General features: G+C 66.7%; 19 protein-coding genes. 7 read left to right on the plus strand and 12 right to left on the minus strand.

Annotation, left to right across the window (positions count from 1 at the left end; translation table 11 throughout):
* The first annotated feature begins 79 nt into the window (after positions 1 to 79).
* Complete coding sequence (locus AC13F7_RS06805; protein WP_482999665.1) at positions 80 to 709, plus strand: superoxide dismutase; 630 nt, start codon at positions 80 to 82, stop codon at positions 707 to 709.
* 31 nt (positions 710 to 740) lie between these two features.
* Positions 741 to 1,067, plus strand: coding sequence for a tetratricopeptide repeat protein (locus AC13F7_RS06810; RefSeq protein ID WP_482999666.1), 327 nt, complete (start codon positions 741 to 743; stop codon positions 1,065 to 1,067).
* Between the two features lie 26 nt (positions 1,068 to 1,093).
* On the opposite strand, the gene AC13F7_RS06815 is transcribed toward AC13F7_RS06810, so the two are convergent.
* The 4 genes from AC13F7_RS06815 to AC13F7_RS06830 are packed head-to-tail and all read right to left on the minus strand — an operon-like array spanning position 1,094 to position 6,856.
* Entirely contained in the window at positions 1,094 to 1,726 is a 633-nt protein-coding gene (locus tag AC13F7_RS06815; protein WP_482999667.1) for an inorganic diphosphatase, read from the minus strand.
* A gap of 53 nt (positions 1,727 to 1,779) precedes the next feature.
* Positions 1,780 to 3,129: a purple acid phosphatase family protein gene (locus AC13F7_RS06820; protein WP_483000106.1), complete on the minus strand. Its 1,350-nt coding sequence runs from the start codon at positions 3,127 to 3,129 to the stop codon at positions 1,780 to 1,782.
* A 32-nt stretch (positions 3,130 to 3,161) separates the two neighbouring features.
* A complete protein-coding gene (locus AC13F7_RS06825; RefSeq protein ID WP_482999668.1) occupies positions 3,162 to 4,286 on the minus strand; it encodes a YncE family protein in 1,125 nt (374 codons plus the stop codon).
* The gene (locus tag AC13F7_RS06830; protein WP_482999669.1) at positions 4,286 to 6,856 is read right to left on the minus strand and encodes a TonB-dependent receptor; all 2,571 of its coding nucleotides are present in this window, start codon (positions 6,854 to 6,856) and stop codon (positions 4,286 to 4,288) included. The genes AC13F7_RS06825 and AC13F7_RS06830 overlap by 1 nt, the downstream gene beginning before the upstream one ends.
* Positions 6,857 to 7,018: 162 nt before the next feature.
* Between AC13F7_RS06830 and upp the strand changes: the two genes are divergently transcribed.
* On the plus strand, positions 7,019 to 7,654 hold the full coding sequence (gene upp / locus AC13F7_RS06835; RefSeq protein WP_019183235.1) for a uracil phosphoribosyltransferase: 636 nt from the start codon (positions 7,019 to 7,021) through the stop codon (positions 7,652 to 7,654).
* Between the two features lie 195 nt (positions 7,655 to 7,849).
* Here upp and AC13F7_RS06840 read toward each other — a convergent pair whose 3' ends face one another.
* The 6 genes from AC13F7_RS06840 to rsmD all read right to left on the minus strand — a co-directional run bounded on the left by AC13F7_RS06840 (position 7,850) and on the right by rsmD (position 12,635).
* Positions 7,850 to 8,737 carry an MBL fold metallo-hydrolase gene (locus AC13F7_RS06840; protein ID WP_482999670.1) on the minus strand — a complete coding sequence of 296 codons (888 nt, stop codon included), beginning with the start codon at positions 8,735 to 8,737 and terminating at the stop codon, positions 7,850 to 7,852.
* A 96-nt stretch (positions 8,738 to 8,833) separates the two neighbouring features.
* A complete protein-coding gene (ggt, locus tag AC13F7_RS06845; RefSeq protein ID WP_482999671.1) occupies positions 8,834 to 10,570 on the minus strand; it encodes a gamma-glutamyltransferase in 1,737 nt (578 codons plus the stop codon).
* Entirely contained in the window at positions 10,567 to 10,851 is a 285-nt protein-coding gene (locus AC13F7_RS06850; protein ID WP_123728977.1) for a YfhL family 4Fe-4S dicluster ferredoxin, read from the minus strand. Before AC13F7_RS06850 ends, ggt begins: the two co-directional genes overlap by 4 nt.
* A 125-nt stretch (positions 10,852 to 10,976) precedes the next feature.
* A complete protein-coding gene (locus AC13F7_RS06855) occupies positions 10,977 to 11,468 on the minus strand; it encodes a hypothetical protein (RefSeq protein WP_019183240.1) in 492 nt (163 codons plus the stop codon).
* A gap of 47 nt (positions 11,469 to 11,515) precedes the next feature.
* The gene (gene coaD / locus AC13F7_RS06860; RefSeq protein ID WP_313211488.1) at positions 11,516 to 12,025 is read right to left on the minus strand and encodes a pantetheine-phosphate adenylyltransferase; all 510 of its coding nucleotides are present in this window, start codon (positions 12,023 to 12,025) and stop codon (positions 11,516 to 11,518) included.
* Between the two features lie 7 nt (positions 12,026 to 12,032).
* Positions 12,033 to 12,635: a 16S rRNA (guanine(966)-N(2))-methyltransferase RsmD gene (gene rsmD / locus AC13F7_RS06865; protein WP_482999672.1), complete on the minus strand. Its 603-nt coding sequence runs from the start codon at positions 12,633 to 12,635 to the stop codon at positions 12,033 to 12,035.
* A gap of 417 nt (positions 12,636 to 13,052) precedes the next feature.
* Here rsmD and htpG point away from each other — a divergent pair, with 417 nt between their 5' ends.
* On the plus strand, positions 13,053 to 14,951 hold the full coding sequence (gene htpG / locus AC13F7_RS06870) for a molecular chaperone HtpG (protein WP_482999673.1): 1,899 nt from the start codon (positions 13,053 to 13,055) through the stop codon (positions 14,949 to 14,951).
* Positions 14,952 to 15,042: 91 nt separating this feature from the next.
* Here the strand turns inward: htpG and AC13F7_RS06875 are convergent, their stop codons facing one another.
* Entirely contained in the window at positions 15,043 to 15,339 is a 297-nt protein-coding gene (locus AC13F7_RS06875) for a hypothetical protein (RefSeq protein ID WP_482999674.1), read from the minus strand.
* Between the two features lie 165 nt (positions 15,340 to 15,504).
* On the opposite strand from AC13F7_RS06875, the gene ftsY reads away from it, so the two are divergent.
* Genes ftsY through AC13F7_RS06890 form a run of 3 tightly spaced genes read left to right on the plus strand, consistent with a single transcriptional unit; the run spans position 15,505 to position 18,423 of the window.
* Positions 15,505 to 16,959 (plus strand): signal recognition particle-docking protein FtsY, encoded by a 1,455-nt coding sequence (ftsY, locus tag AC13F7_RS06880; protein WP_483000108.1) that lies wholly within the window; start codon positions 15,505 to 15,507, stop codon positions 16,957 to 16,959.
* A 50-nt stretch (positions 16,960 to 17,009) separates the two neighbouring features.
* Complete coding sequence (mutY, locus tag AC13F7_RS06885) at positions 17,010 to 18,149, plus strand: A/G-specific adenine glycosylase (protein WP_482999675.1); 1,140 nt, start codon at positions 17,010 to 17,012, stop codon at positions 18,147 to 18,149.
* A 4-nt stretch (positions 18,150 to 18,153) separates the two neighbouring features.
* Positions 18,154 to 18,423 carry an oxidative damage protection protein gene (locus AC13F7_RS06890; RefSeq protein ID WP_019183247.1) on the plus strand — a complete coding sequence of 90 codons (270 nt, stop codon included), beginning with the start codon at positions 18,154 to 18,156 and terminating at the stop codon, positions 18,421 to 18,423.
* A 63-nt stretch (positions 18,424 to 18,486) separates the two neighbouring features.
* On the opposite strand, the gene AC13F7_RS06895 is transcribed toward AC13F7_RS06890, so the two are convergent.
* Complete coding sequence (locus tag AC13F7_RS06895; RefSeq protein ID WP_482999676.1) at positions 18,487 to 18,951, minus strand: DUF6491 family protein; 465 nt, start codon at positions 18,949 to 18,951, stop codon at positions 18,487 to 18,489.
* Positions 18,952 to 19,040: the final 89 nt, after the last annotated feature.

The following is a 19,040-nucleotide window of genomic DNA, read 5'->3' on the forward strand; positions in this document are numbered from 1 at the left end:
CAATCGTGCTTGAGGTTCTATCGTGGCATCACCGTGCTGCTTGCCGGCACCGCCCTCATCTGCTCTTCCGGAGACATCCATGGCCTACACACTGCCCGCCCTGCCCTACGCCTACGACGCACTCGAACCGCACTTCGATGCACGCACGATGGAAATCCATCATGCCAAACACCACCAGGCCTACATCACCAACCTCAATGCCGCGCTCGCCGATGCCGGGATCCAGAGCACGGATATCGATGCACTGATCGCCGATATCGGGGCTCTGCCCGAGGGGGTGCGCAACGGCGTTCGCAACAACGGCGGCGGGCATGCCAATCACAGCCTGTTCTGGACGGTGCTGACCGCCAACAGGAGCACGCCGGAAGGCAAGGTGGCCCAGGCGATCGAGCGCGACCTCGGCGGCTATGCCGCGTTCAAGGACGCCTTCACCAAGGCTGCGCAGACCCGTTTCGGCAGTGGCTGGGCATGGTTGACGTTGAGCCGTGATGGCAAGTTGCTGGTGGAGAGCAGCCCGAACCAGGACAACCCGTTGATGGGCGACTTCGCGGGCCTCTCCGGCGGTACCCCGATCCTCGGGCTGGATGTGTGGGAACACGCCTACTACCTCAACTACCAGAACCGGCGCCCGGATTACATCGCCGCCTTCTTCGAGCTGATCGACTGGACCGAAGTGGCGCGCCGCTACCAGGCCGCCGGCGGGCGTTGATGGGCGCTGGTACTGCACGGTAGAGACATCGATGGATATCCCCGCACTGCAACGTCTGCTCGAGCGTGGTCGCGACAGCGCCCTGCTCCGCTTCGGCCTGGGCAAGGCCCTGCTCGACGCGGGCGACACCGCCGAGGCGGTCATCCATCTGCAGGGCTGTGTCACACAGGACCCGCGCTACTCGGCAGGCTGGAAATGGCTGGGTAAAGCACATCTGGCGGCCGGCGATACGGACGCGGCAGCGCAGGCGTGGCGCGAAGGCAGTAGCGTCGCCGAGACCAACGGCGACAAACAGGCGGTCAAGGAGATGGCCGTGTTCCTGCGGCGGCTGCAGAAGGCAGACGCGGGCCGGGCGTGATCGCCCGGCACCGCGCAGCGTTTTGATCAATCGCCTTTCGCGCGCCGCTGCTGTGCATCGAAGCGTTGCATGGAGGCACGGATCAGCGCCTTGGCCTCGGCGGCATTGCCCCAGCCGTTGAGCTGGACCGGATTACGGCCGGCAGGCAGGTCTTTGTAGACCCGGAAAAAGGCTTCGATGCGCTGCCGTTCAATCAGCGGCAGGTCGTCCAGATCGCGGATGGTGGCGTAGGTGGGGTCGATCTTGTCGGTCGGCACGCCGATCACCTTTTCATCCTGCTCGCCGTCATCGACCATCTTCAGGAAGCCGATCGGGCGGAACCGCACGATCACGCCGGGATGCAGCGGCTCACGGGTCAGCACCAGCGCATCCAACGGGTCGTTGTCGCCCGCCAACGTGCGCGGCATCGAGCCGTAGTTGGCCGGGTACGCCACCGGCATCGACTGGAAGCGGTCCACATGGACCAGGCCATCTTCCTTGATCTCGTATTTGGTGGCGCTGCCGGCCGGGATCTCCACGGCCAGATTCACCTCTTCCGGGGCGTTCTTCGGCTGCGCGGCGAGGAAGGGGTGCAGGACGGCATTGCCGGCCACGCTGGCACCGGAAAGCAGCAGGGACGCGGCCACCACGGCCAGCCCGAGGGAACGGCGATGGATCATCTCAGTCTCCACGAATGGCCGGGCGCGCCGCAGCGGCCCGGCCGGTCGGTCGGTCATTCCCAGCAACGGTCGGCGCGGCCCTTGAGGGTCTGGGCGCGCGTGCAGTCACGGGGGGCAATGCGGCCCTGCGTCAGTTCGGCTTTCTGTTTGCGGCCATCGGTGCCGCGTGTCAACTCGAAGCCGTCGTACAGGCGGCCGGTGACGGTGCGCGCCTCGTAACGCAGGTGGGTCGGATCGATCTTCAACACCTGGAACAGTTGGGTGTCCTCGCCGACCGGAGCCATGGTGGCACGGGCTTCATCCGAAAGCCGGTACTGCTTCGGCCCGGCCACGGTGACCACGAACTGCGGCGTCGCACCCTTCCCTTCGCCACGGCGGCCGTAGGTGTGGTCGTGGCCCTGCAGGACCAGATCGACCTGGTGGCGGCGCACCACGGGCAGCAGCACATCGCGAAGTTCGGTGTTCTCGCGGCCTTCGCGCGGGGAGTAGAACGGCTGGTGCAGCAGCACGATGCTCCACGGGTGCGGGTTGTCGGCCAGCACCTTGTCCAGCCAGGCGGCCTGCGCCTTGGCGGTGCCCAGATCGAGCGCGGAGGTGCCGTCGAGCACGGCGATGCGCACGCCCTGGTAGTCGAACCAGTAGGTGCTGGTATCCGCGGCGTCCACACCATTACGCGGCAGCGCGAACGTCACCGGCCAATGGCGGCCGAGCACGCGACGCTCCTGCGGGGTGTCTTCGAATTCCTCGAAGTACTCGTGGTTGCCGATCGCCGGGGCCACGGCGGTTTCCTGCGGCAGCCAGCCGGCGGCGGCGAACCACTCGCCCCACTCGCTGTCGTCCTGCCCGTCGCCGCCGCTGACCAGATCACCGGCGAACAGGCTCAGGCGCGCGTCGGGGGCGGCCTTGATGCCGGCCCGCACCACCCGCGAGACGTGGCTGAGGTTCTTGTTCTGGGTATCACCGAAATGCAACAACGTGAGCGGCTGCTCGGCACGGCCGGCGGTGCGCAGCTGGTTCCAGGCACTCCAGGTGTTCTGACCCTGCACGCGCCACAGGTACAGCGTGTCCGGCTGCAGGCCGGTCACATCGGCACGGTGATGATGGGACGCGCCCAGTTCGGTGGTCAGCGCCTGCGTGGTGGCGGTGATCCGGGTGGGCGTCCCCACATCCGGCGAATCTCCGGCCAGCACCCATTCCAGCACCGGTGCCTTGACCGAGGTATCGGTCCGCCACGCAACCGAGAAGCCACGCGCCGCGTCCTGCGCCGGCGAGGCGACCAGTCGATCCGGGAACCCGGTGGCCGCGTAGTGGCGGCTACCGGCCGGCACCTGGGTATTGGGCTCGGCCCCGTTCTCGGCATCTTTCTTCGCTACGGCACTGCCGCTGCATAGCAGCAGCGCCATCGCAAGCGCGGTCAGCGCGGCGGGAACGCGGCTCACGCGCCACACTCCAGCGGCAGCGACAACTGCTTGGCGATGCTTGCCCAGTCGAAGGCCACCACGCCCTGGTCATCATGCACGGCATAGAGCGCGCCATGCGGGAAGCGCGCGGACGGTGCCTGCATCGACCAGATGCCGTCGGTGTTTGCCACCGTGTTGCCCTGGAACGCGCCGACATGCGTCAGGCTGTGCCGGTCGAACAGATGGAACACGCTGCGCTGTTTGCCCTGCTCGGTGGTGATCCACCAGCCGTCCTTGCCACAGGTGCGCAGCATCACGCCTTCGGCCTGTGCCTGGAAGGCATCGCGGCCGAACGTGGTGCCGCTGAAGCGGCCTTCCAGCGTGTAGACCTTGAACTCGCTGGCGTAGGTTTCGTCTTCTTCAGCGATCAGCAGGCGGTCGTTGGCCGGGTCGCCCCAGATCGATTCGACCACGCGCAGCGCGCCGGCCTCGGTAGTGTCACCGAAACTGGCCGTCAATGTAGCCAGCGCCTTGCCGCCCTGCACGGTGACTGCGTAACGACGCACGCGCTTGTCCAGTTCGGCCAGCGGCGGCAGCACATCGTTGCCCTGCGCGTCTTCGCCCGCATCGTAGGAATCAGTGACGTACACGTCGTAGCCATTGCCCTGCTTGTTTACCCACAGCCCGTACGGCTTGTGCAGATCGTCGGCGCCGAACACCCCCAGCGGGGTAAAGTCCGGCAGTTGCAGCACCTGCACGCGCTGGTTGTCGCGCTCCACGATCAGCACCAGGTCATCGACCACGGCGATGCCGTTGGGGCGATCGAACTGACCCGGGGCGGTGCCGAGGCTGCCGACGTCACGCAGCTTCGCGCCGGTCTGCCCGTCGTAGACCACCAGCTTGTCGGTGGCCTTGGCGGTCGCGATCAGCCAGACCTGGCCGTCGGGCGTGGTCCAGCTGGCCGGGGAGTCGATGTTGTCGTCCGGAGTCATCGGGGTGAGGAACGCCTCGGCGACCGTGGCGACATCGCGTGCGGCGGAGGCGCCGGTGCCGTTCGGTGCGACCACCGAGGCCGGCGCCGCTGCGTCGGGCGCCGCTGCCGGCCTGCAGGCGGTCAACAGCGCCAGTGCGAGCAGGCTCAGACCATGGGACGCGCGCATCACAGGGCCACCTTCAGGCCGAGGGCGTAGGTGCGACCATATTCCTCGTTCTGCAGGGTGCGCGAGCGCACGCCCTGGTACAGCTCCAGCGGCTTGTCGAGCAGGTTCTGCGCTTCGAAGTAGACGCTCACGTTGGAGGTGATCTTGTAGTCCATGCTGAAATCGAGCTGGGTGTTGGGCGCCACATAGATGTCATAGGCGCGGCTGTCGCCGAGTGAATCCAGGTACTCGCTGCGGTAGACCGCGGCCACGCGGGTGCTGAAGCCGGCCTTTTCATAGCCCAGATGCGCGCTGTACACGTGCTTGGAGGCGCGCGGCAGCATGAAGTCGTCGCGCTCGCGGCCAGCCACGCCGGGGTCGAAATCGGTATCCAGCCAAGTACCGCTGGCACCCACCAGCAGGCCATCCCAGCCGGCCGGCAGGAAGGCGAGCTGCTGCTGCCAGTTGAACTCAGCGCCCTTGACCGTGGCCTTGTTGCCGTTGATCACCCGGGTGACCTCGAAGTCCGGATACGCCGGATCGTTGTTGCTCACCGTGTTGACGATATAGCCGTCGATCGACTTGTGGAACACGCCCAGCGAGACGATGCCAGTGCTGCCGATGTATTTCTCGAGCGAGAGGTCGATGTTCTTCGATTCATACGGGTCCAGCTGAGGATTGCCGATCCGGACTTCCTCGTCACCCCGGCTCAGGCCGACGCGCGGCGCCACATCGCCGAACGACGGACGCGAGACGGTCTTGTTGGCGGCCGCACGCAGCACCCAGTCATCACCGGCGTCGTAGCGCAGGTGCAGGCCGGGCAGCACGTTGGTGTAGCTGCGGCTCACGCTCAACGGGGTAACCGTGAAGCTGCGGCCGTTGCCGGCGACCTCGACGCTGTTGCCGGTGGCGCTGAACTGGGTGTTCTCCACCCGGACACCGCCGATGATCCGCAGCGCGCCGACATCCCAGGTGCCCATCACGTAGCTGGCGAAGATATCTTCGCTGGCGGTGTAATCCTCTTCCAGCGAGGTCAGCGCGTTGCCGCCGGCATCCTGCGGGCGGGCGCTGTAGCGGCTGCCGGACTGTGCCCAGTAGCGGCGCATGGCATCCGAACTCATGCCCTGGCCGAGGCTGCCGCCACGGTGATCGGGGGTGGAGGTGGTCCAGTCGGACAACGCCACGTCCGGACCGACGCGCAGTTCGCGCTCATCGACATTGACGTCGCGGTCGCGCCAGCGACCGAGCAGGCCAAGCTTGATGCTGGAGGCATCGCCATCGAAGCGCACGTTGATCTGCGCACTGCGTTCGCTGTCGTTGACCTGCTTGGGCGACACCACGAAACGATCGAAATCGTAGTTGCCGTTATCCATCCACTGCGCGCTGGTCAGGCTGTAGCGCGGGATGCCACTGTTCTGATCGACGCTGGCGCCGAGGTCATCGCCGTTGTACTCGAAGCGCGCCTCCATCTCATCGTTGACGCGCTCTTCGGTACGCGTGTAACCCACCTTGTAATCGACCACCGCATTGGTCAGGCGGTTCTCGCCGCCGGCGCTGGTGGTGAAGGTGTTTTCCTTCTTGGTCCGGTAGCGCATGCGCTTCTGGATGGCATCGGCCGGCAGGTCATCGACGCGGTACTGATTGCTGCCCAGCGCGGTGACGTCGCCATCGCCGAAGTTGAAGATGGTGCGCTGGCGGGTTTCGGCATCGTCGAACTGGCTGTACAGCGTGCGCAGGTAATAACGATTGTCTTCATCCGGGTGCCAATCCAGATTGAGGTTCGCACCGATGCGCTTGCGCTCGATCTCGTACTTGCGCTGCTGCAGGCTGGTGGCGAACAGGTCGTCCTCGGCACCGCCGTCGAACGTGTCGTACTCCACTTCGGTGTTGTCCGATTCGAACTTGCGGTTCTGGTAGTTCACCCCCAGCGCCACACCTAAGGTATCGGCGAAGACTTCGCTGTAGTTGATCGCGGCCTTCGGGCTGGTGTTGCCGGAGAGCTGCTGATGGCTGGCTTCGATCTTGCCGCGCAGGTTGCGGCCTTCGCGGTCGAACGCCGAGGCGGACTCGACCAGGATCGCGCCGCCGATGGCGTCGCCGGGCATGTCCGGGGTGGGCGACTTGACCACGCGCAGGCGCTCGGTCGAGTCGGAGGGAATCACGTCCAGCGGGGCCGCGCGGCTGGAATCTTCCGGGGTACCAATCGCGATGCCGTCCACGCTGACGCTGTTGAGGTTGGCATCCAGGCCACGGATGACCACGAAGCGCCCCTCGCCCTGGTCACGGGTGACGCTGACGCCCGGCAGGCGCTGCAGCGATTCGGCCACGTTCTGGTCCGGGTAGACGCCCATGGCATCGGAGGACACCGCATCTTCGATCGCATCGCTGCTGCGCTTGAGGTCGACCGCGCGGGTCTGCGACTCCAGCTGCGGGCGCACTTCAACCCGGTCCAGATCGATCGCGGCGGCACTGGCGGCTGCACTGCCGGCCACGGTGCCGCCATCGGGCGTATCAGCGGCATGGGCCGACGGAGTGATCACCGCCAGCAACGAAAGGCTGATCGCCAGGCCCAACGGACGCTTCTTCTGCACTGCCTTCCCCAATCTGTGTAAAGAATGGGTCAGCACGGTATGTCCGGGAGGTTGCATGGGGATGACACCGGGGACATCGAACGGCCGGTGGCAGCGTCGGCTTTTGGCTTCGGTGGGGTGTTGCGGCACACTATCGGCCTCTCCTTTGCCCGTCATTCCCCCATGAAAATCGTCGAAGTGCGCCATCCCCTGGTGCAGCACAAGATTGGCCTGATGCGCGATGCGTCCTTGAGCACCAAGGACTTCCGCGAGTTGGCCAATGAGCTCGGTGGGCTGCTGGCCTATGAGGCCACCGCCGATCTGGATACCGAGGCCCACACCATGGCCGGCTGGGCCGGCCCGGTCACGGTGCAGCGCATCGCCGGTGCCAAGATCACCGTGGTGCCGATCCTGCGCGCCGGCCTGGGCATGCTCAGTGGCGTGCTGTCGCTGATCCCCGCCGCGCGCGTCAGCGTGGTCGGCCTGCAGCGCGATGAGGAAACCCTGCAGCCGGTGCCCTATTTCGAGCGCCTGACCGGGCGCCTGGAAGAGCGCGATGCGCTGATCCTGGACCCGATGCTGGCCACCGGTGGCACTCTGATCGCCACCATCGACATGCTCAAGCGCGCCGGCGCCCGCCGCATCAAGGGCATCTTCCTGGTCGCCGCACCCGAAGGCATCGCCGCGGTACAGGCCGTGCACCCGGACGTGGAGATCTTCACCGCCGCCATCGACGCCCAGCTCAACGAAAAGGGCTACATCCTGCCGGGCCTGGGCGATGCCGGTGACCGGATTTTCGGGACCCGCGTGGTCGGTTGATTCCCTCGTTCTGACCGGCGGCCCTCACCGGCCGCCGTTGCTTCACATGGCCTGGTCATGCCCGGGCGTCGCACCGGCTGCATGTCCGGTAGCGTGGGACACCGTGGGGAGCCGTGCCGACCAATGGTCGGCACCTACCGGTGTGGTTGCGCAGGCGGTAGTGCCGGGCGGCGCGCGGCCGGGCCAACCGTAGCGTTACGCCAGTGCGCGCGCCTTCAGTTCACCCTGTTCGTGCACGGTACCGAAGCGGCCCTTCTCATCGCGCGCCACCTGCGCCAGCGCGCACTGCGGATCGTGGGTGAAGAACAGATGGACGTTGCGGGCCAGCTTGTCTTCCAGAAAGCTGCGCTTCTCGTCGATCAGCAATTCGGCATTGCGGTCGTAGCCCATGGTGATCGGCACATGCACCCATGAACGGCCTGGGATCAAATCCGCGCAGAAGACCACCCCGCCCCGTGCCTGGCCATCCACGCTTTCAGGACCGACGATCTCGGCCAGCATCAGGCCCGGGGTATGCCCGTCGCTGAAGCTGAAACGCACGCTGTCGCCCAGCGTCTTCGAGTACGGGCCGTCGACGATTTCCAGCCGCCCGCTTGCTTCCAGCAGACCGGGCAGTTCCGGGATGAAACTGGCGCGATCGCGCGGGTGCGGGTGCAGCGCGCGTGTCCAATGCTCGGCACCGACCAGGAAGGTCGCATTGGGAAACAGCAGCTCCGGTGAGCGACCTTCGCTCCACGGTGCGAGCAGCCCACCGGCGTGGTCGAAGTGCAGATGGCTCAGCACCACCACGTCGATATCCTCGTGCTCGAAACCGGCCTCGCGCAGGGATTCGATCAGCACATGGCTGGGCTCCTGCACGCCATAACGGTCGCGCAGTTTCGGTTCGAAGAACGCCCCGATACCGGTTTCGAACAACACGGTCTTGCCGGCCAGCGGGCTGGCCAGCAGCGCGCGGCACGCCAGTTCGATCCGGTTGAGATCGTCCGGCGCCGCCCATTTTTCCCACACCGCGCGCGGCGCATTGCCGAACATCGCGCCGCCGTCGAGTTTCTGCGAGTTACCGCGGATGGACCATAGTTTCATCCGCAAATTATCCGGCCGCGCGCGTTAAATATTCGCTAGCCATCGGGCATGAAAAAACCCCGCCACTGGGACGGGGTTTCTCGTTGCTGCGATCAATCAGTGCGTGTGGCTGACCGCGGCGCTGCCCACCGGATTGCGCGGGTCGCTGCCGCCGCTGAGCACATTGCTGCGGCGGTCCCATTCCACGGTCTGCAGGTTGCCCCAGACGTGGCTGGAGCCGCGGCCACCCGCAGCGGTATCGCCGGGCAGATCGATCTTGTGACCCATCGCCTGCAGCTGCTTGATGGTGTCCGTATCGAAGGTGCCGTCCTCGGCCTCGATCCGGTCGGGCAGCCACTGGTGGTGGTAGCGCGGCAGCGCGGCGACCTGCTGGGCGGTCAGGCCGTCGTCGTAACCCAAGATCCCCAGCAGCACCATGGTGATGATGCGGCTGCCACCGGGCGTGCCGAGCACCACGACCTTGTCGGCGGACTCCATGAACGTCGGGGTCATCGAGCTGAGCATGCGCTTGCCCGGCTTGGGCGCATTGGCCGCGTAGCCCATCACGCCGAAGGCATTGGGCGTGCCTGGCTTCAGCGCGAAATCGTCCATTTCGTTGTTCAGCAGCACGCCGGTACCCGACGGAATCAGGCCCGAGCCGTAGAGCAGGTTCACGGTCTGGGTCGCACCGACGCGGTTGCCTTCGCGGTCGATGATCGAGAAATGCGTGGTCTCGTCGTCTTCCAGCGGGGTCGGATTGCCCGACAACAGGTCGCTTGGGGTGGCCTTCTCCGGGTGGATGGTAGCGCGCAGGCCCTGGGCGTAGTCCTTGCTGGTCAGCACCTTCTGCGGGATGTCCACGAAATCCGGATCGCCCAGGAAGAAGGTGCGGTCGCGGTAAGCGCGGCGCATCGCTTCGACCACCAGATGGGTGCGGTGCGCCTGGTCCATCGACTTCAGGTCCCAGCCTTCCAGGATCTGCAGCATCGCCGCCAGCGCGATGCCGCCAGAGGACGGCGGCGAGGCGGTGGTGATGGTCCAGTCGCGGTACTTGAAGGCGATCGGCTCGCGCAGCTTGACCCGGTAACCGGCCAGTTCCTCGGCGGTCCAATGACCACCGGCCTGCTTCACGCCCTTGAGCAGCAGCGTGCCGGTCTCGCCACGGTAGAAGCCATCGAAGCCCTGGTCGGCCAGGCGCTCCATGGTCCTGGCCAGTTCCGGCTGTCGGAACACGTCACCTTCGGCGATGGGCTTGCCGTTGCGCTCATACACCTCGCGCGTGCCAGGGTAGCGCTGCATCACCTCACGCCGGGACTGATAGCCCTTGGCCATGCGTGCATACACCGGGAAGCCCTCGCGCGCGATGCGCATGGCCGGTTCCAGCGAGGTCTTCAGCGGCAGCTTGCCGTGCTTGGAAGAGAGCTCCACCAGCGCCGCTGGCAGGCCCGGGATACCGGCCGACCAGGCACCGTTGACCGAACGGTCGCGGTCCAGCTCGCCCTTCTTGTCGAGGAACGCCTCGGGGGTGGCGGACTGCGGCGCGGTTTCGCGCGCGTCCAGCATCACATCCTTGCCGGTGGCCGCGTCATGCAGCAGGAAGAACCCACCGCCGCCGAGACCGGAGCTGATCGGCTCGACCACGGCCAGCGTGGCCGAAACCGCGACGGCCGCATCGAACGCGTTACCGCCCTTGGCCAGGATTTCCATGCCGGCTTCGGTGGCCAGGTGATGGCCACTGGCGACGGCGGCACCGTCAGGATGTTTCGCCAACACCGCCTGCGCGGGTTCCGCGGCCCAGGCACTCGGGGCCACCAGCAGGACAAGCAGCAACCAGCGACGCGACAGCGTTCTCATTTGGGCACAAACTCCGTGACATACAATTCGGGATGATCGCGCTGCAGCCCATGCAATTTGGCCAGCAGAGCGTCCTGGGTTTCCGGAATGTCCGGATCGGGATCGATGCATTCGACCGGGCAGACGACCACGCACTGGGGCTCGTCGAAATGCCCCACGCACTCGGTGCAGCGGGCCGGATCGATCACGTAGATGGTTTCACCCATCGAGATGGCCTGATTGGGACAGGCCGGCTCACAGACGTCGCAATTGACGCAGAGCTCATTGATTTTCAGCGACATGGCGTTACTCCACGCCCGCGCCGGCGGATGAGAACCAGCCCACGCGGGCGCGCGGGCCGGTCATCGGTGACACCCCTGCGGGCGCCACCCGGGCCGCGCACGAGGCGCAGCCGCCACTGCACGGGTTACTTGGCTTCGACGAAGATGTACTCGGCGCCGGTCGGCTGGATGATCGACTGGACGCGGGCGTTGTCGGCAGCCTTGCCGATGAACACCACGCGCACACCCTTCATCGAGTCCGGCGAGACGTCCTTGAACACGGCCTGGATCATGTCGGCCATCTTGGCCGAGGCCGAGGAACCGAAGGCCAGCATGTTGCCCGGCTGCACGCCACGGCCCACGGCCTGGGTGGCGCTCTCGACCTGACGCTCATACTTGGCAGCGAATTCCGGATCCGATTCCGGGGCGAGGTAGTACAGGTACGGGCTGTTGCTGATGTTGCCCATGTTCTGCACGGCCACGGCCTGCAGGTACTTCTTCCAGCCGGCATCGTCATCGGCAGCCGGGGCGACCAGCGCCTGCTGGGCTTCGACGACCGGCGCGGCCTCTTCCTTCTTGCAGGCGGTGAAGGCCAGCGCGAACGACGCGATCAACATGGCACGCATGGTGTTGTTCATGGAATTCCTCCCTTGGTGATTCTTGGTATGTATGGGTCTGACAGGTACTACGCTTGGCCCGACTTCGCTTCACGGACCTTGCGCAGCGCCTCAAGCACTGCGGACGGCACAAAGCCGGACACGTCGCCGCCCAGGCGGGCGATCTCGCGGACCAGCGAAGACGAAATGAAGCTGTGTTGCTCGGCCGGGGTCAGAAACAGGGTCTCGACCTCCGGGATCAGATGGCGGTTCATGCTCGCCATCTGGAATTCGTATTCGAAATCGGACACCGCGCGCAGGCCGCGCAGCAGGATGCCGCCCTGCACCGAGCGCACGAAATGCGCCAGCAGGGTGTCGAAACCACGCACTTCGACGTTGCGGTTGTGGCCCAGCGCATCGCGGGCCAGCTGCACGCGCTGCTCCAGCGGCAGGGTCGGCCCCTTGGACGGACTCTGCGCCACGCCCACCACCACCTTCTCGAACAGGGGTGCAGCGCGGTTCACCAGATCGATGTGACCGTTGGTGATCGGATCGAAGGTGCCCGGGTAGACAGCAATGCGGCGGTTGGCCACGGTCATACGTCAGCTACGCGTGTTGGTCTGGTGAAAGTGTAGCAGTGGCGCGGCGATACAGGGCAAAACGGACCTCCCGGGTGCCCCCCTCGCGGTGCAGCAGCCACGGCGCAGGCATCTTCGGCGCCTGATCGGCCGGCGATTCCACGTACAGCCAGGCATCGGCGGCCAGATGCGACGGCAGCCCGGCGATCACCGCCTCCCACAGCCCATCGGCGAACGGCGGATCGATGAACACGATGTCCGCCAGCGCCCCGGCGGGCTGCCGCAGCCACTGCAGCGCATCGGCCTGGACCACCGCGATCTGGTCCTGCGCCCCCAGCTTCGCGACCGACTCGCGCAATTGGCGGCACAAGGCGACATCCCGCTCCACCAGCGTCGCCTGCGCCGCCCCCCGCGACACCGCCTCCAGCCCCAGCGCCCCACTCCCGGCGAACAGATCCAGCACCCGCGCCCCGCCCAGCCGCGGCATCAGCCAATTGAACAGCGTCTCCCGCACCCGGTCACTGCTAGGCCGCAGCCCCGGCGACAGCGGCACCGGCAGCTTCGTATTGCGCCACCTGCCCCCGATGATCCGCACCTGGCCCACGGCGGCCGGCGGCTGACGCGGCTTCATGCGCGGCTCCGGCGATGGATGGCGATGGGATGGGCGAACGGGCGGGAAAGAGTCATAAGCACAAAGGACAGGTCATTCAGAACGACATTCTAGGTTGTAGCGGTAAGAGCCGCCTCGTTCGCTGACCAAATCATGTGCCGGGACAACGGTATCCAGATCCAACCGCACCACACGCGAGTCCTGACAGGAGGATGGCGGGTACGGGGTGCCGGGACCGTTGGGCAGCATGGATGCTGCCCACGAGCCCCCACGGACGGGTTTACGGCGGGTCCCGGCATCCCGTACCCGCCGTCCTCCCCACGTACGAGGGAAGGCGCCTTGCCCTGCAGCACCTCTTGAATTCGGGACAATCCACCCCTACCCCTTGAGCCAGCCGCCGCGCCGGGCGCGGCAATGTCCCAAGGAGCAACACGACCCATGACCGTGCAGACCCAAAAAGAAACCCTGGGCTTCCAGACCGAAGTCAAACAGCTGCTGCAGCTGATGATTCACTCGCTGTACTCCAACAAGGAAATCTTCCTTCGCGAGCTCATCTCCAACGCCGCCGACGCCTCGGACAAACTGCGCTTCGAAGCGCTGACCCAGCCGGCCCTGCTCGAGAACGACGGCGAACTGCGCATCCGCGTCAGCTTCGACGCCACCGCCAACACCCTGACCATCGACGACAACGGCATCGGCATGAGCCGTGACGAAGCGATCGCCCACCTGGGCACCATCGCCAAGTCCGGCACCGGCGACTTCCTGCGCCAGCTCTCCGGTGACCAGAAGAAGGATTCCCAGCTGATCGGCCAGTTCGGCGTCGGCTTCTACAGCGCCTTCATCGTCGCCGACCAGGTGGACGTCTACTCCCGTCGCGCCGGCCTGCCCGCCAACGAGGGCGTGCACTGGTCTTCGCGCGGCGAAGGCGAGTTCGACGTGGAAAGCATCGACAAGCCCGAGCGCGGCACCCGCATCGTGCTGCACCTGAAGGACGACCAGCGCGACTTTGCCGATGGCTGGCGCCTGCGCGGCATCATCAAGAAGTACTCCGACCACATCGGCCTGCCGATCCAGATGGTCAAGGAACACCACGGCGAAGACGCCCCGGCCGAGATCGAATGGGAGACCGTGAACCGTGCCAGCGCCCTGTGGACCCGCCCGCGCACCGAGATCACCGACGCCGAGTACCAGGAGTTCTACAAGCACGCCGCGCACGACCATCAGGATCCGCTGGCGTGGAGCCACAACAAGGTCGAAGGCAAGCTCGAGTACACCTCGCTGCTGTACGTCCCCGGCCATGCCCCGTTCGACCTGTACCACCGCGACGCGCCCAAGGGCCTGAAGCTTTACGTGCAGCGCGTGTTCGTGATGGACCAGGCCGAGCAGTTCCTGCCGCTGTATCTGCGTTTCATCAAGGGTGTGGTGGATTCCAACGATCTGTCGTTGAACGTCTCGCGCGAGATCCTGCAGTCCGGCCCGGTCATCGATTCGATGAAGTCGGCGCTGACCAAGCGCTCGCTGGACATGCTGGACAAGCTGGCCAAGGACAAGCCGGAGGTCTATGCCGGCTTCTGGAAGCAGTTCGGCCAGGTGCTCAAGGAAGGTCCGGCCGAAGACTATGGCAATCGCGAGAAGATCGCCGGCCTGCTGCGCTTCGCCTCCACCCAGGACGACAGCGGCGAGCCCAGCGTGTCGCTGGCCGACTACGTGAGCCGCATGATCGAAGGCCAGGACAAGATCTACTTCCTGACCGGCGACAGCCACACCCAGGTCAAGGACAGCCCGCACCTGGAAGTCTTCCGCAAGAAGGGCGTGGAAGTGCTGCTGCTCACCGACCGCATCGACGAGTGGCTGATGGGGTACCTGACCGAATTCGACGGCAAGTCGTTCGTGGATGTCGCGCGTGGCGATCTGGACCTGGGCGCGCTGGAAAGCGCCGAAGACAAGCAGGCGCAGGAAGCCGTCGCCAAGGACAAGCAGGCACTGGTGGACCGCATCAAGAGCGCACTGGGTGACGACGTGGCCGACGTGCGCGTCTCGCACCGCCTGACCGATTCCCCGGCGATCCTGGCCATCGGCGAACAGGACCTGGGCCTGCAGATGCGCCAGATCCTGGAAGCCAGCGGCCAGAAGGTGCCCGACAGTAAGCCGGTGTTCGAGTTCAACCCGGGCCATCCGCTGATCGGCAAGCTGGATCAGGAAGGCGATGCCGCGCGCTTCGACGATCTGAGCCGCGTGCTGTTCGATCAGGCCGCGCTGGCCGCGGGCGACACGCTGAAGGACCCGGCCGCGTATGTGCGCCGGCTCAACAAGCTGCTGCTGGAGCTGTCGGCGTAAGTCGTGCTGCAGGTGGGTGCCGGCCACGTGCCGGCGCCTGCTGCCGACGATGATGCGTGGCGCTGGGCAGTGCCCGGCACCACCGGCGGGCTCAGGCCCAGCGGTCGAGCAAGGTGCCCAGCATCTCGTCCTGGCGCCGGACCACGGTCGCGTTGGCAGCAAACGCCAGCGCCGCCTGCCTGGCAGTGAGCAGGTCCGCGATCGGCGCGTTGGGATCGTCCGGTGCGGCGACCACGGAGGCGGTAACACCGCCTCCTGCTGTTGCGGCCAGCGCGACACCCAGGCGGGTGGAATCGGCCACCGGCAGCCGTGCCACGTTGGAGGCGGCCGCCTGCACGCCCAGCGAGGCGGCACGCATGCCGGCACTGGCAATGGACATCACGCTCATCGTTCACCGTTTCGCTGTACTGGCCGCGCCCACATGGCGCAGCCCTTCACAACCGGTAACGGCCGCTTCGGCCATTACTTGAGTCCCGCCCCACCGCACCTGCACGCCCATGGGCCTTCGGGGCGCAGTGGTAGCATACCCCTCTGATTTCAGCGTCTTTTGCCAATGCTCAGCTTCTTCCGTCGCAAAAAGCCCCAGGACGCCCCGCAAGAGGCGGCCAAGACCCAGCACTACTCCACCGAGGAGCTGGCTGCCGCGTTCCCGCAGGCCACTCCCGAGCCTGCGACACCGCCGGCGCCTGCGCCGCTGCCGCCCGTGGCGGAAACCCCTGTTCCCGCTGCCGAGCCGGCCGCTCCGGTAGAGCGCGTGATCGCGCCGACGCCGGTGGTGCCTGCGCCTGTGGTTCCCGCGCCGGTTGTGCCTGCCCCTGTGGTGCCCGCCCCCGTAGTGGCTGCGCCGCTGGCACGGGCCCCGGTTGCGCCCGCACCCGTGGTGACTGCCCCGGTTGCGCCGGAACCGATCGTCCCCGCGCCTGCGGTGACCGCACCGGTTCAAGCACCGATCGCGCCGGTAAGCGCACCCGCGCCCGCTGTCGTCGCGCCGCTGGCCGTCACCCCGACGGCTCCGGTTGCTCCAGCCCCGGTCGCCCCGACCATCGTGACCGAGCGCCCGTCCTCCCAGGACATGGCCCCCGCCGCCGCCGGCAAGAGCGGCTGGCGCGAGCGGCTGCGCAACAGCGTGATCGCACGCAGCTTCGGCGGCCTGTTCTCGCGCAATCCCAAGCTCGATGACGACCTGCTCGATGAACTGGAAACTGCGCTGATCACTGCCGATGTCGGCGTCGGCGCGACCACGGCGCTGGTCGAAGGCCTGCGCAAGCGCATGAAGGCGCGCGAGTTCACCGATGCCAACGCGCTGCTCACCGCGCTGCGCGCCGAGCTGATTGCGATCCTGCAGCCGGTGGCCAAGCCACTGGTGATCGACCGCACCGCCAAGCCCTTCGTGGTGCTCACCGTCGGCGTCAACGGCGTCGGCAAGACCACCACCATCGGCAAGCTCGCCAAGCGCTTCAAGGACGACGGCCACAGCCTGATGCTGGCCGCGGGCGATACCTTCCGCGCCGCTGCCGTCGCGCAGCTGCAGGCCTGGGGCGAGCGCAACGGCGTGGCCGTGGTCGCGCAGGGCCAGAACGCCGATGCGGCCTCGGTCGCCTTCGATGCACTGCAGGCCGGCAAGGCGCGCGGTACCGAGGTGCTGATCGCCGATACGGCCGGTCGCCTGCATACCCAGGCCGGCCTGATGAACGAGCTCGGCAAGATCCGCCGCGTGCTTGGCAAGATCGACGCCAATGCGCCGCATGAAGTGCTGATGGTCATCGATGGCACCACCGGCCAGAACGCGCTCTCGCAGCTGCGTCAGTTCCATGCCGCGGTCAACGTGACCGGCCTGGTGGTGACCAAGCTGGACGGCACCGCCAAGGGCGGCGTGGTGTTCGCGCTGGCGCGTGAGTTCGGCATTCCGATCCGCTTCTGCGGCATCGGCGAGCGCCCCGAGGACCTGCGCGTGTTCGATCCGGAAGCCTTTGTCGACGCACTGCTGCCGGAAGCACTCGGCGCCTGAGCCGATGTAGCCACGCACAGCGTGGCTCTACGCCTTCCTTCGGAACCTGCATGACCCGCCAGCCTCCCGCCAGCGTCCCGTTGCCGACCGACAATGTTTTTGTCACGCGGCTGCTGCACTGGTTCGACGACCACGGCCGGCATGACCTGCCGTGGCAGCACCCGCGCTCGCCGTACCGGGTGTGGCTGTCGGAGATCATGCTGCAGCAGACCCAGGTCAGCACGGTCATCCCGTACTTCCTGAAGTTCCTCGCAGTGTTCCCGACCCTGCCCGACCTGGCCGCCGCCAGCAATGATGCGGTCATGGCGCAGTGGGCCGGGCTGGGTTACTACGCCCGTGCACGCAACCTGCATGCCGCCGCACAGCGCTGTGTGGAACTGCATGGCGGCGAGCTGCCGCGCGATTTCGATGCCTTGCATGCGCTGCCGGGCATCGGCCGCAGCACCGCGGGCGCGATCCTCAGCCAGGCCTGGAATGATCGGTTCGCAATCCTGGATGGCAACGTCAAACGGGTACTGACCCGCTATCACGGCATCGAAGGGTTCCCCGGCCTGCCGGTCGTCGAAAAGCAGCTATGGGCGGTGGCCGAGGCGCACGCCCAACATGTGCCTGACACGCGCATGGTCGATTACACCCAGGCGCAGATGGACCTAGGCGCCAGTGTCTGCAGCCGCAGCAAGCCGGCCTGCGTGATCTGTCCGCTGCAGGCCACCTGCGTCGCCCGTCGCGAGGGGCGTACCGATCAGCTGCCGACGCCGAAGCCCGGCAAGACCCTGCCCGAGCGCGAGGCGGTCGCGCTGCTGCTGCGCGATACGCGCGGCCGTGTGCTGCTGCAGAAGCGGCCGGACACCGGCATCTGGGCGCAGCTGTGGACCCTGCCCCAGGCAGACAGCGGGATCGCGTTGCAGGACTGGTTCGACGCGCACATCGACGGCTCGCTGGACGATGCCGAGCCGCTGCCGGTGCTGGAGCACACCTTCAGCCACTATCGGCTGCATCTGCAGGTGCTCAAGGCCACGGTAGAGGGGCTGCGCGACGAGAAGGCTGACCTGCGCTGGGTCGCTGCCGAGGCGCTGGCCACGCTGGGCCTGCCCGCACCCATCCGCAAGTTGCTGGAGACCGGTGCACCGCCCGCTCAGCCCAAGCGCCGTACAATGCGGCGCGCAGCATCATCCCAAGACATCGAGTAACGCTATGCCCCGCACCGTTTTCTGCCAGTACGAACAACGCGACGCTGAAGGCCTGGACTTCGTGCCCTACCCCGGCGAACTGGGCCAGCGCATCTTCAACCACATCGGCAAGCCGGCGTGGGCCGCGTGGCTGGCGCACCAGACCATGCTGATCAACGAAAACCGGCTGTCGCCGCGCGATCCCAAGCACCGCGCGTTCCTGGAAGAGGAGCTGGTGAAGTACCTGTTCAGCGGTGGCGCGGAGAAGCCGGCTGGATTCGTACCGGAAGCATGATCGGCATGGATACCGACCGCCAGTCGGTGTGATCGCGATCCGGTTGCCGGCCAGCGGCCGGCACTACGGGGTTGGCGACTGCTGGCCCTCTTCACGCTCCTGCACCTGTGCCTGGCGCAGCGCTTGTTCCGAGCTGCGCAGGGCCTTGGTGTCCAGCTTGCGGATGCTGCTGATGAAGCACGGCATGTTCATCGGCCCGGGCGTGGGGTCGCGCACCAGCACTTTGTCGAAGCGGGCCGAGACACGGCCGATGCGGCTGGTCAGGCCGATTGCCGGGGCGTAGTCCAGCCCCTGGCACGGGCCGGCCAGTTCCAGCAGATAGCCTTCGCTTGGGCGCGTCCACACCGCCAGCGCGCTGTCGCCCAGCTCAGTCCATCCGGACAGGGTGCCGTACAGCGGCATGTCCTGCTGCGGCGGCCCGGCGTGGGCGCGGTAAAGATCGAGCTTCTGCGCGGTGGACAACCGGCCGGTACTGGCACACGCGGCCAGGCCGAGGCACAGGGCCGCGATGGCAAGGGTCTGCTTCATGACGCCTCCTGCTGGGGACTGTGCGGCGATCATGCGCCGCCCGGCGTGGTCCCGGCGAGAGGACCCCGCCGGGTGTTCAGCGATCATGC

The organism is Stenotrophomonas sp. K-6, assembly GCF_056861555.1.

What these genes read in the sequence shown, in the direction of transcription:
- ggt (WP_482999671.1), bottom strand. Translation starts at nt 10,570, where the DNA reads ATGAGAACGCTGTCGCGTCGCTGGTTGCTGCTTGTCCTGCTGGTGGCC.
- AC13F7_RS06810 (WP_482999666.1), top strand. Translation starts at nt 741, where the DNA reads ATGGATATCCCCGCACTGCAACGTCTGCTCGAGCGTGGTCGCGACAGC.
- AC13F7_RS06825 (WP_482999668.1), bottom strand. Translation starts at nt 4,286, where the DNA reads ATGCGCGCGTCCCATGGTCTGAGCCTGCTCGCACTGGCGCTGTTGACC.
- AC13F7_RS06820 (WP_483000106.1), bottom strand. Translation starts at nt 3,129, where the DNA reads ATGGCGCTGCTGCTATGCAGCGGCAGTGCCGTAGCGAAGAAAGATGCC.
- rsmD (WP_482999672.1), bottom strand. Translation starts at nt 12,635, where the DNA reads ATGAAGCCGCGTCAGCCGCCGGCCGCCGTGGGCCAGGTGCGGATCATC.
- mutY (WP_482999675.1), top strand. Translation starts at nt 17,010, where the DNA reads ATGACCCGCCAGCCTCCCGCCAGCGTCCCGTTGCCGACCGACAATGTT.
- AC13F7_RS06850 (WP_123728977.1), bottom strand. Translation starts at nt 10,851, where the DNA reads ATGTCGCTGAAAATCAATGAGCTCTGCGTCAATTGCGACGTCTGTGAG.
- AC13F7_RS06895 (WP_482999676.1), bottom strand. Translation starts at nt 18,951, where the DNA reads ATGAAGCAGACCCTTGCCATCGCGGCCCTGTGCCTCGGCCTGGCCGCG.
- AC13F7_RS06855 (WP_019183240.1), bottom strand. Translation starts at nt 11,468, where the DNA reads ATGAACAACACCATGCGTGCCATGTTGATCGCGTCGTTCGCGCTGGCC.
- AC13F7_RS06890 (WP_019183247.1), top strand. Translation starts at nt 18,154, where the DNA reads ATGCCCCGCACCGTTTTCTGCCAGTACGAACAACGCGACGCTGAAGGC.
- ftsY (WP_483000108.1), top strand. Translation starts at nt 15,505, where the DNA reads ATGCTCAGCTTCTTCCGTCGCAAAAAGCCCCAGGACGCCCCGCAAGAG.
- AC13F7_RS06840 (WP_482999670.1), bottom strand. Translation starts at nt 8,737, where the DNA reads ATGAAACTATGGTCCATCCGCGGTAACTCGCAGAAACTCGACGGCGGC.
- upp (WP_019183235.1), top strand. Translation starts at nt 7,019, where the DNA reads ATGAAAATCGTCGAAGTGCGCCATCCCCTGGTGCAGCACAAGATTGGC.
- AC13F7_RS06815 (WP_482999667.1), bottom strand. Translation starts at nt 1,726, where the DNA reads ATGATCCATCGCCGTTCCCTCGGGCTGGCCGTGGTGGCCGCGTCCCTG.
- AC13F7_RS06805 (WP_482999665.1), top strand. Translation starts at nt 80, where the DNA reads ATGGCCTACACACTGCCCGCCCTGCCCTACGCCTACGACGCACTCGAA.
- AC13F7_RS06875 (WP_482999674.1), bottom strand. Translation starts at nt 15,339, where the DNA reads ATGAGCGTGATGTCCATTGCCAGTGCCGGCATGCGTGCCGCCTCGCTG.
- coaD (WP_313211488.1), bottom strand. Translation starts at nt 12,025, where the DNA reads ATGACCGTGGCCAACCGCCGCATTGCTGTCTACCCGGGCACCTTCGAT.
- htpG (WP_482999673.1), top strand. Translation starts at nt 13,053, where the DNA reads ATGACCGTGCAGACCCAAAAAGAAACCCTGGGCTTCCAGACCGAAGTC.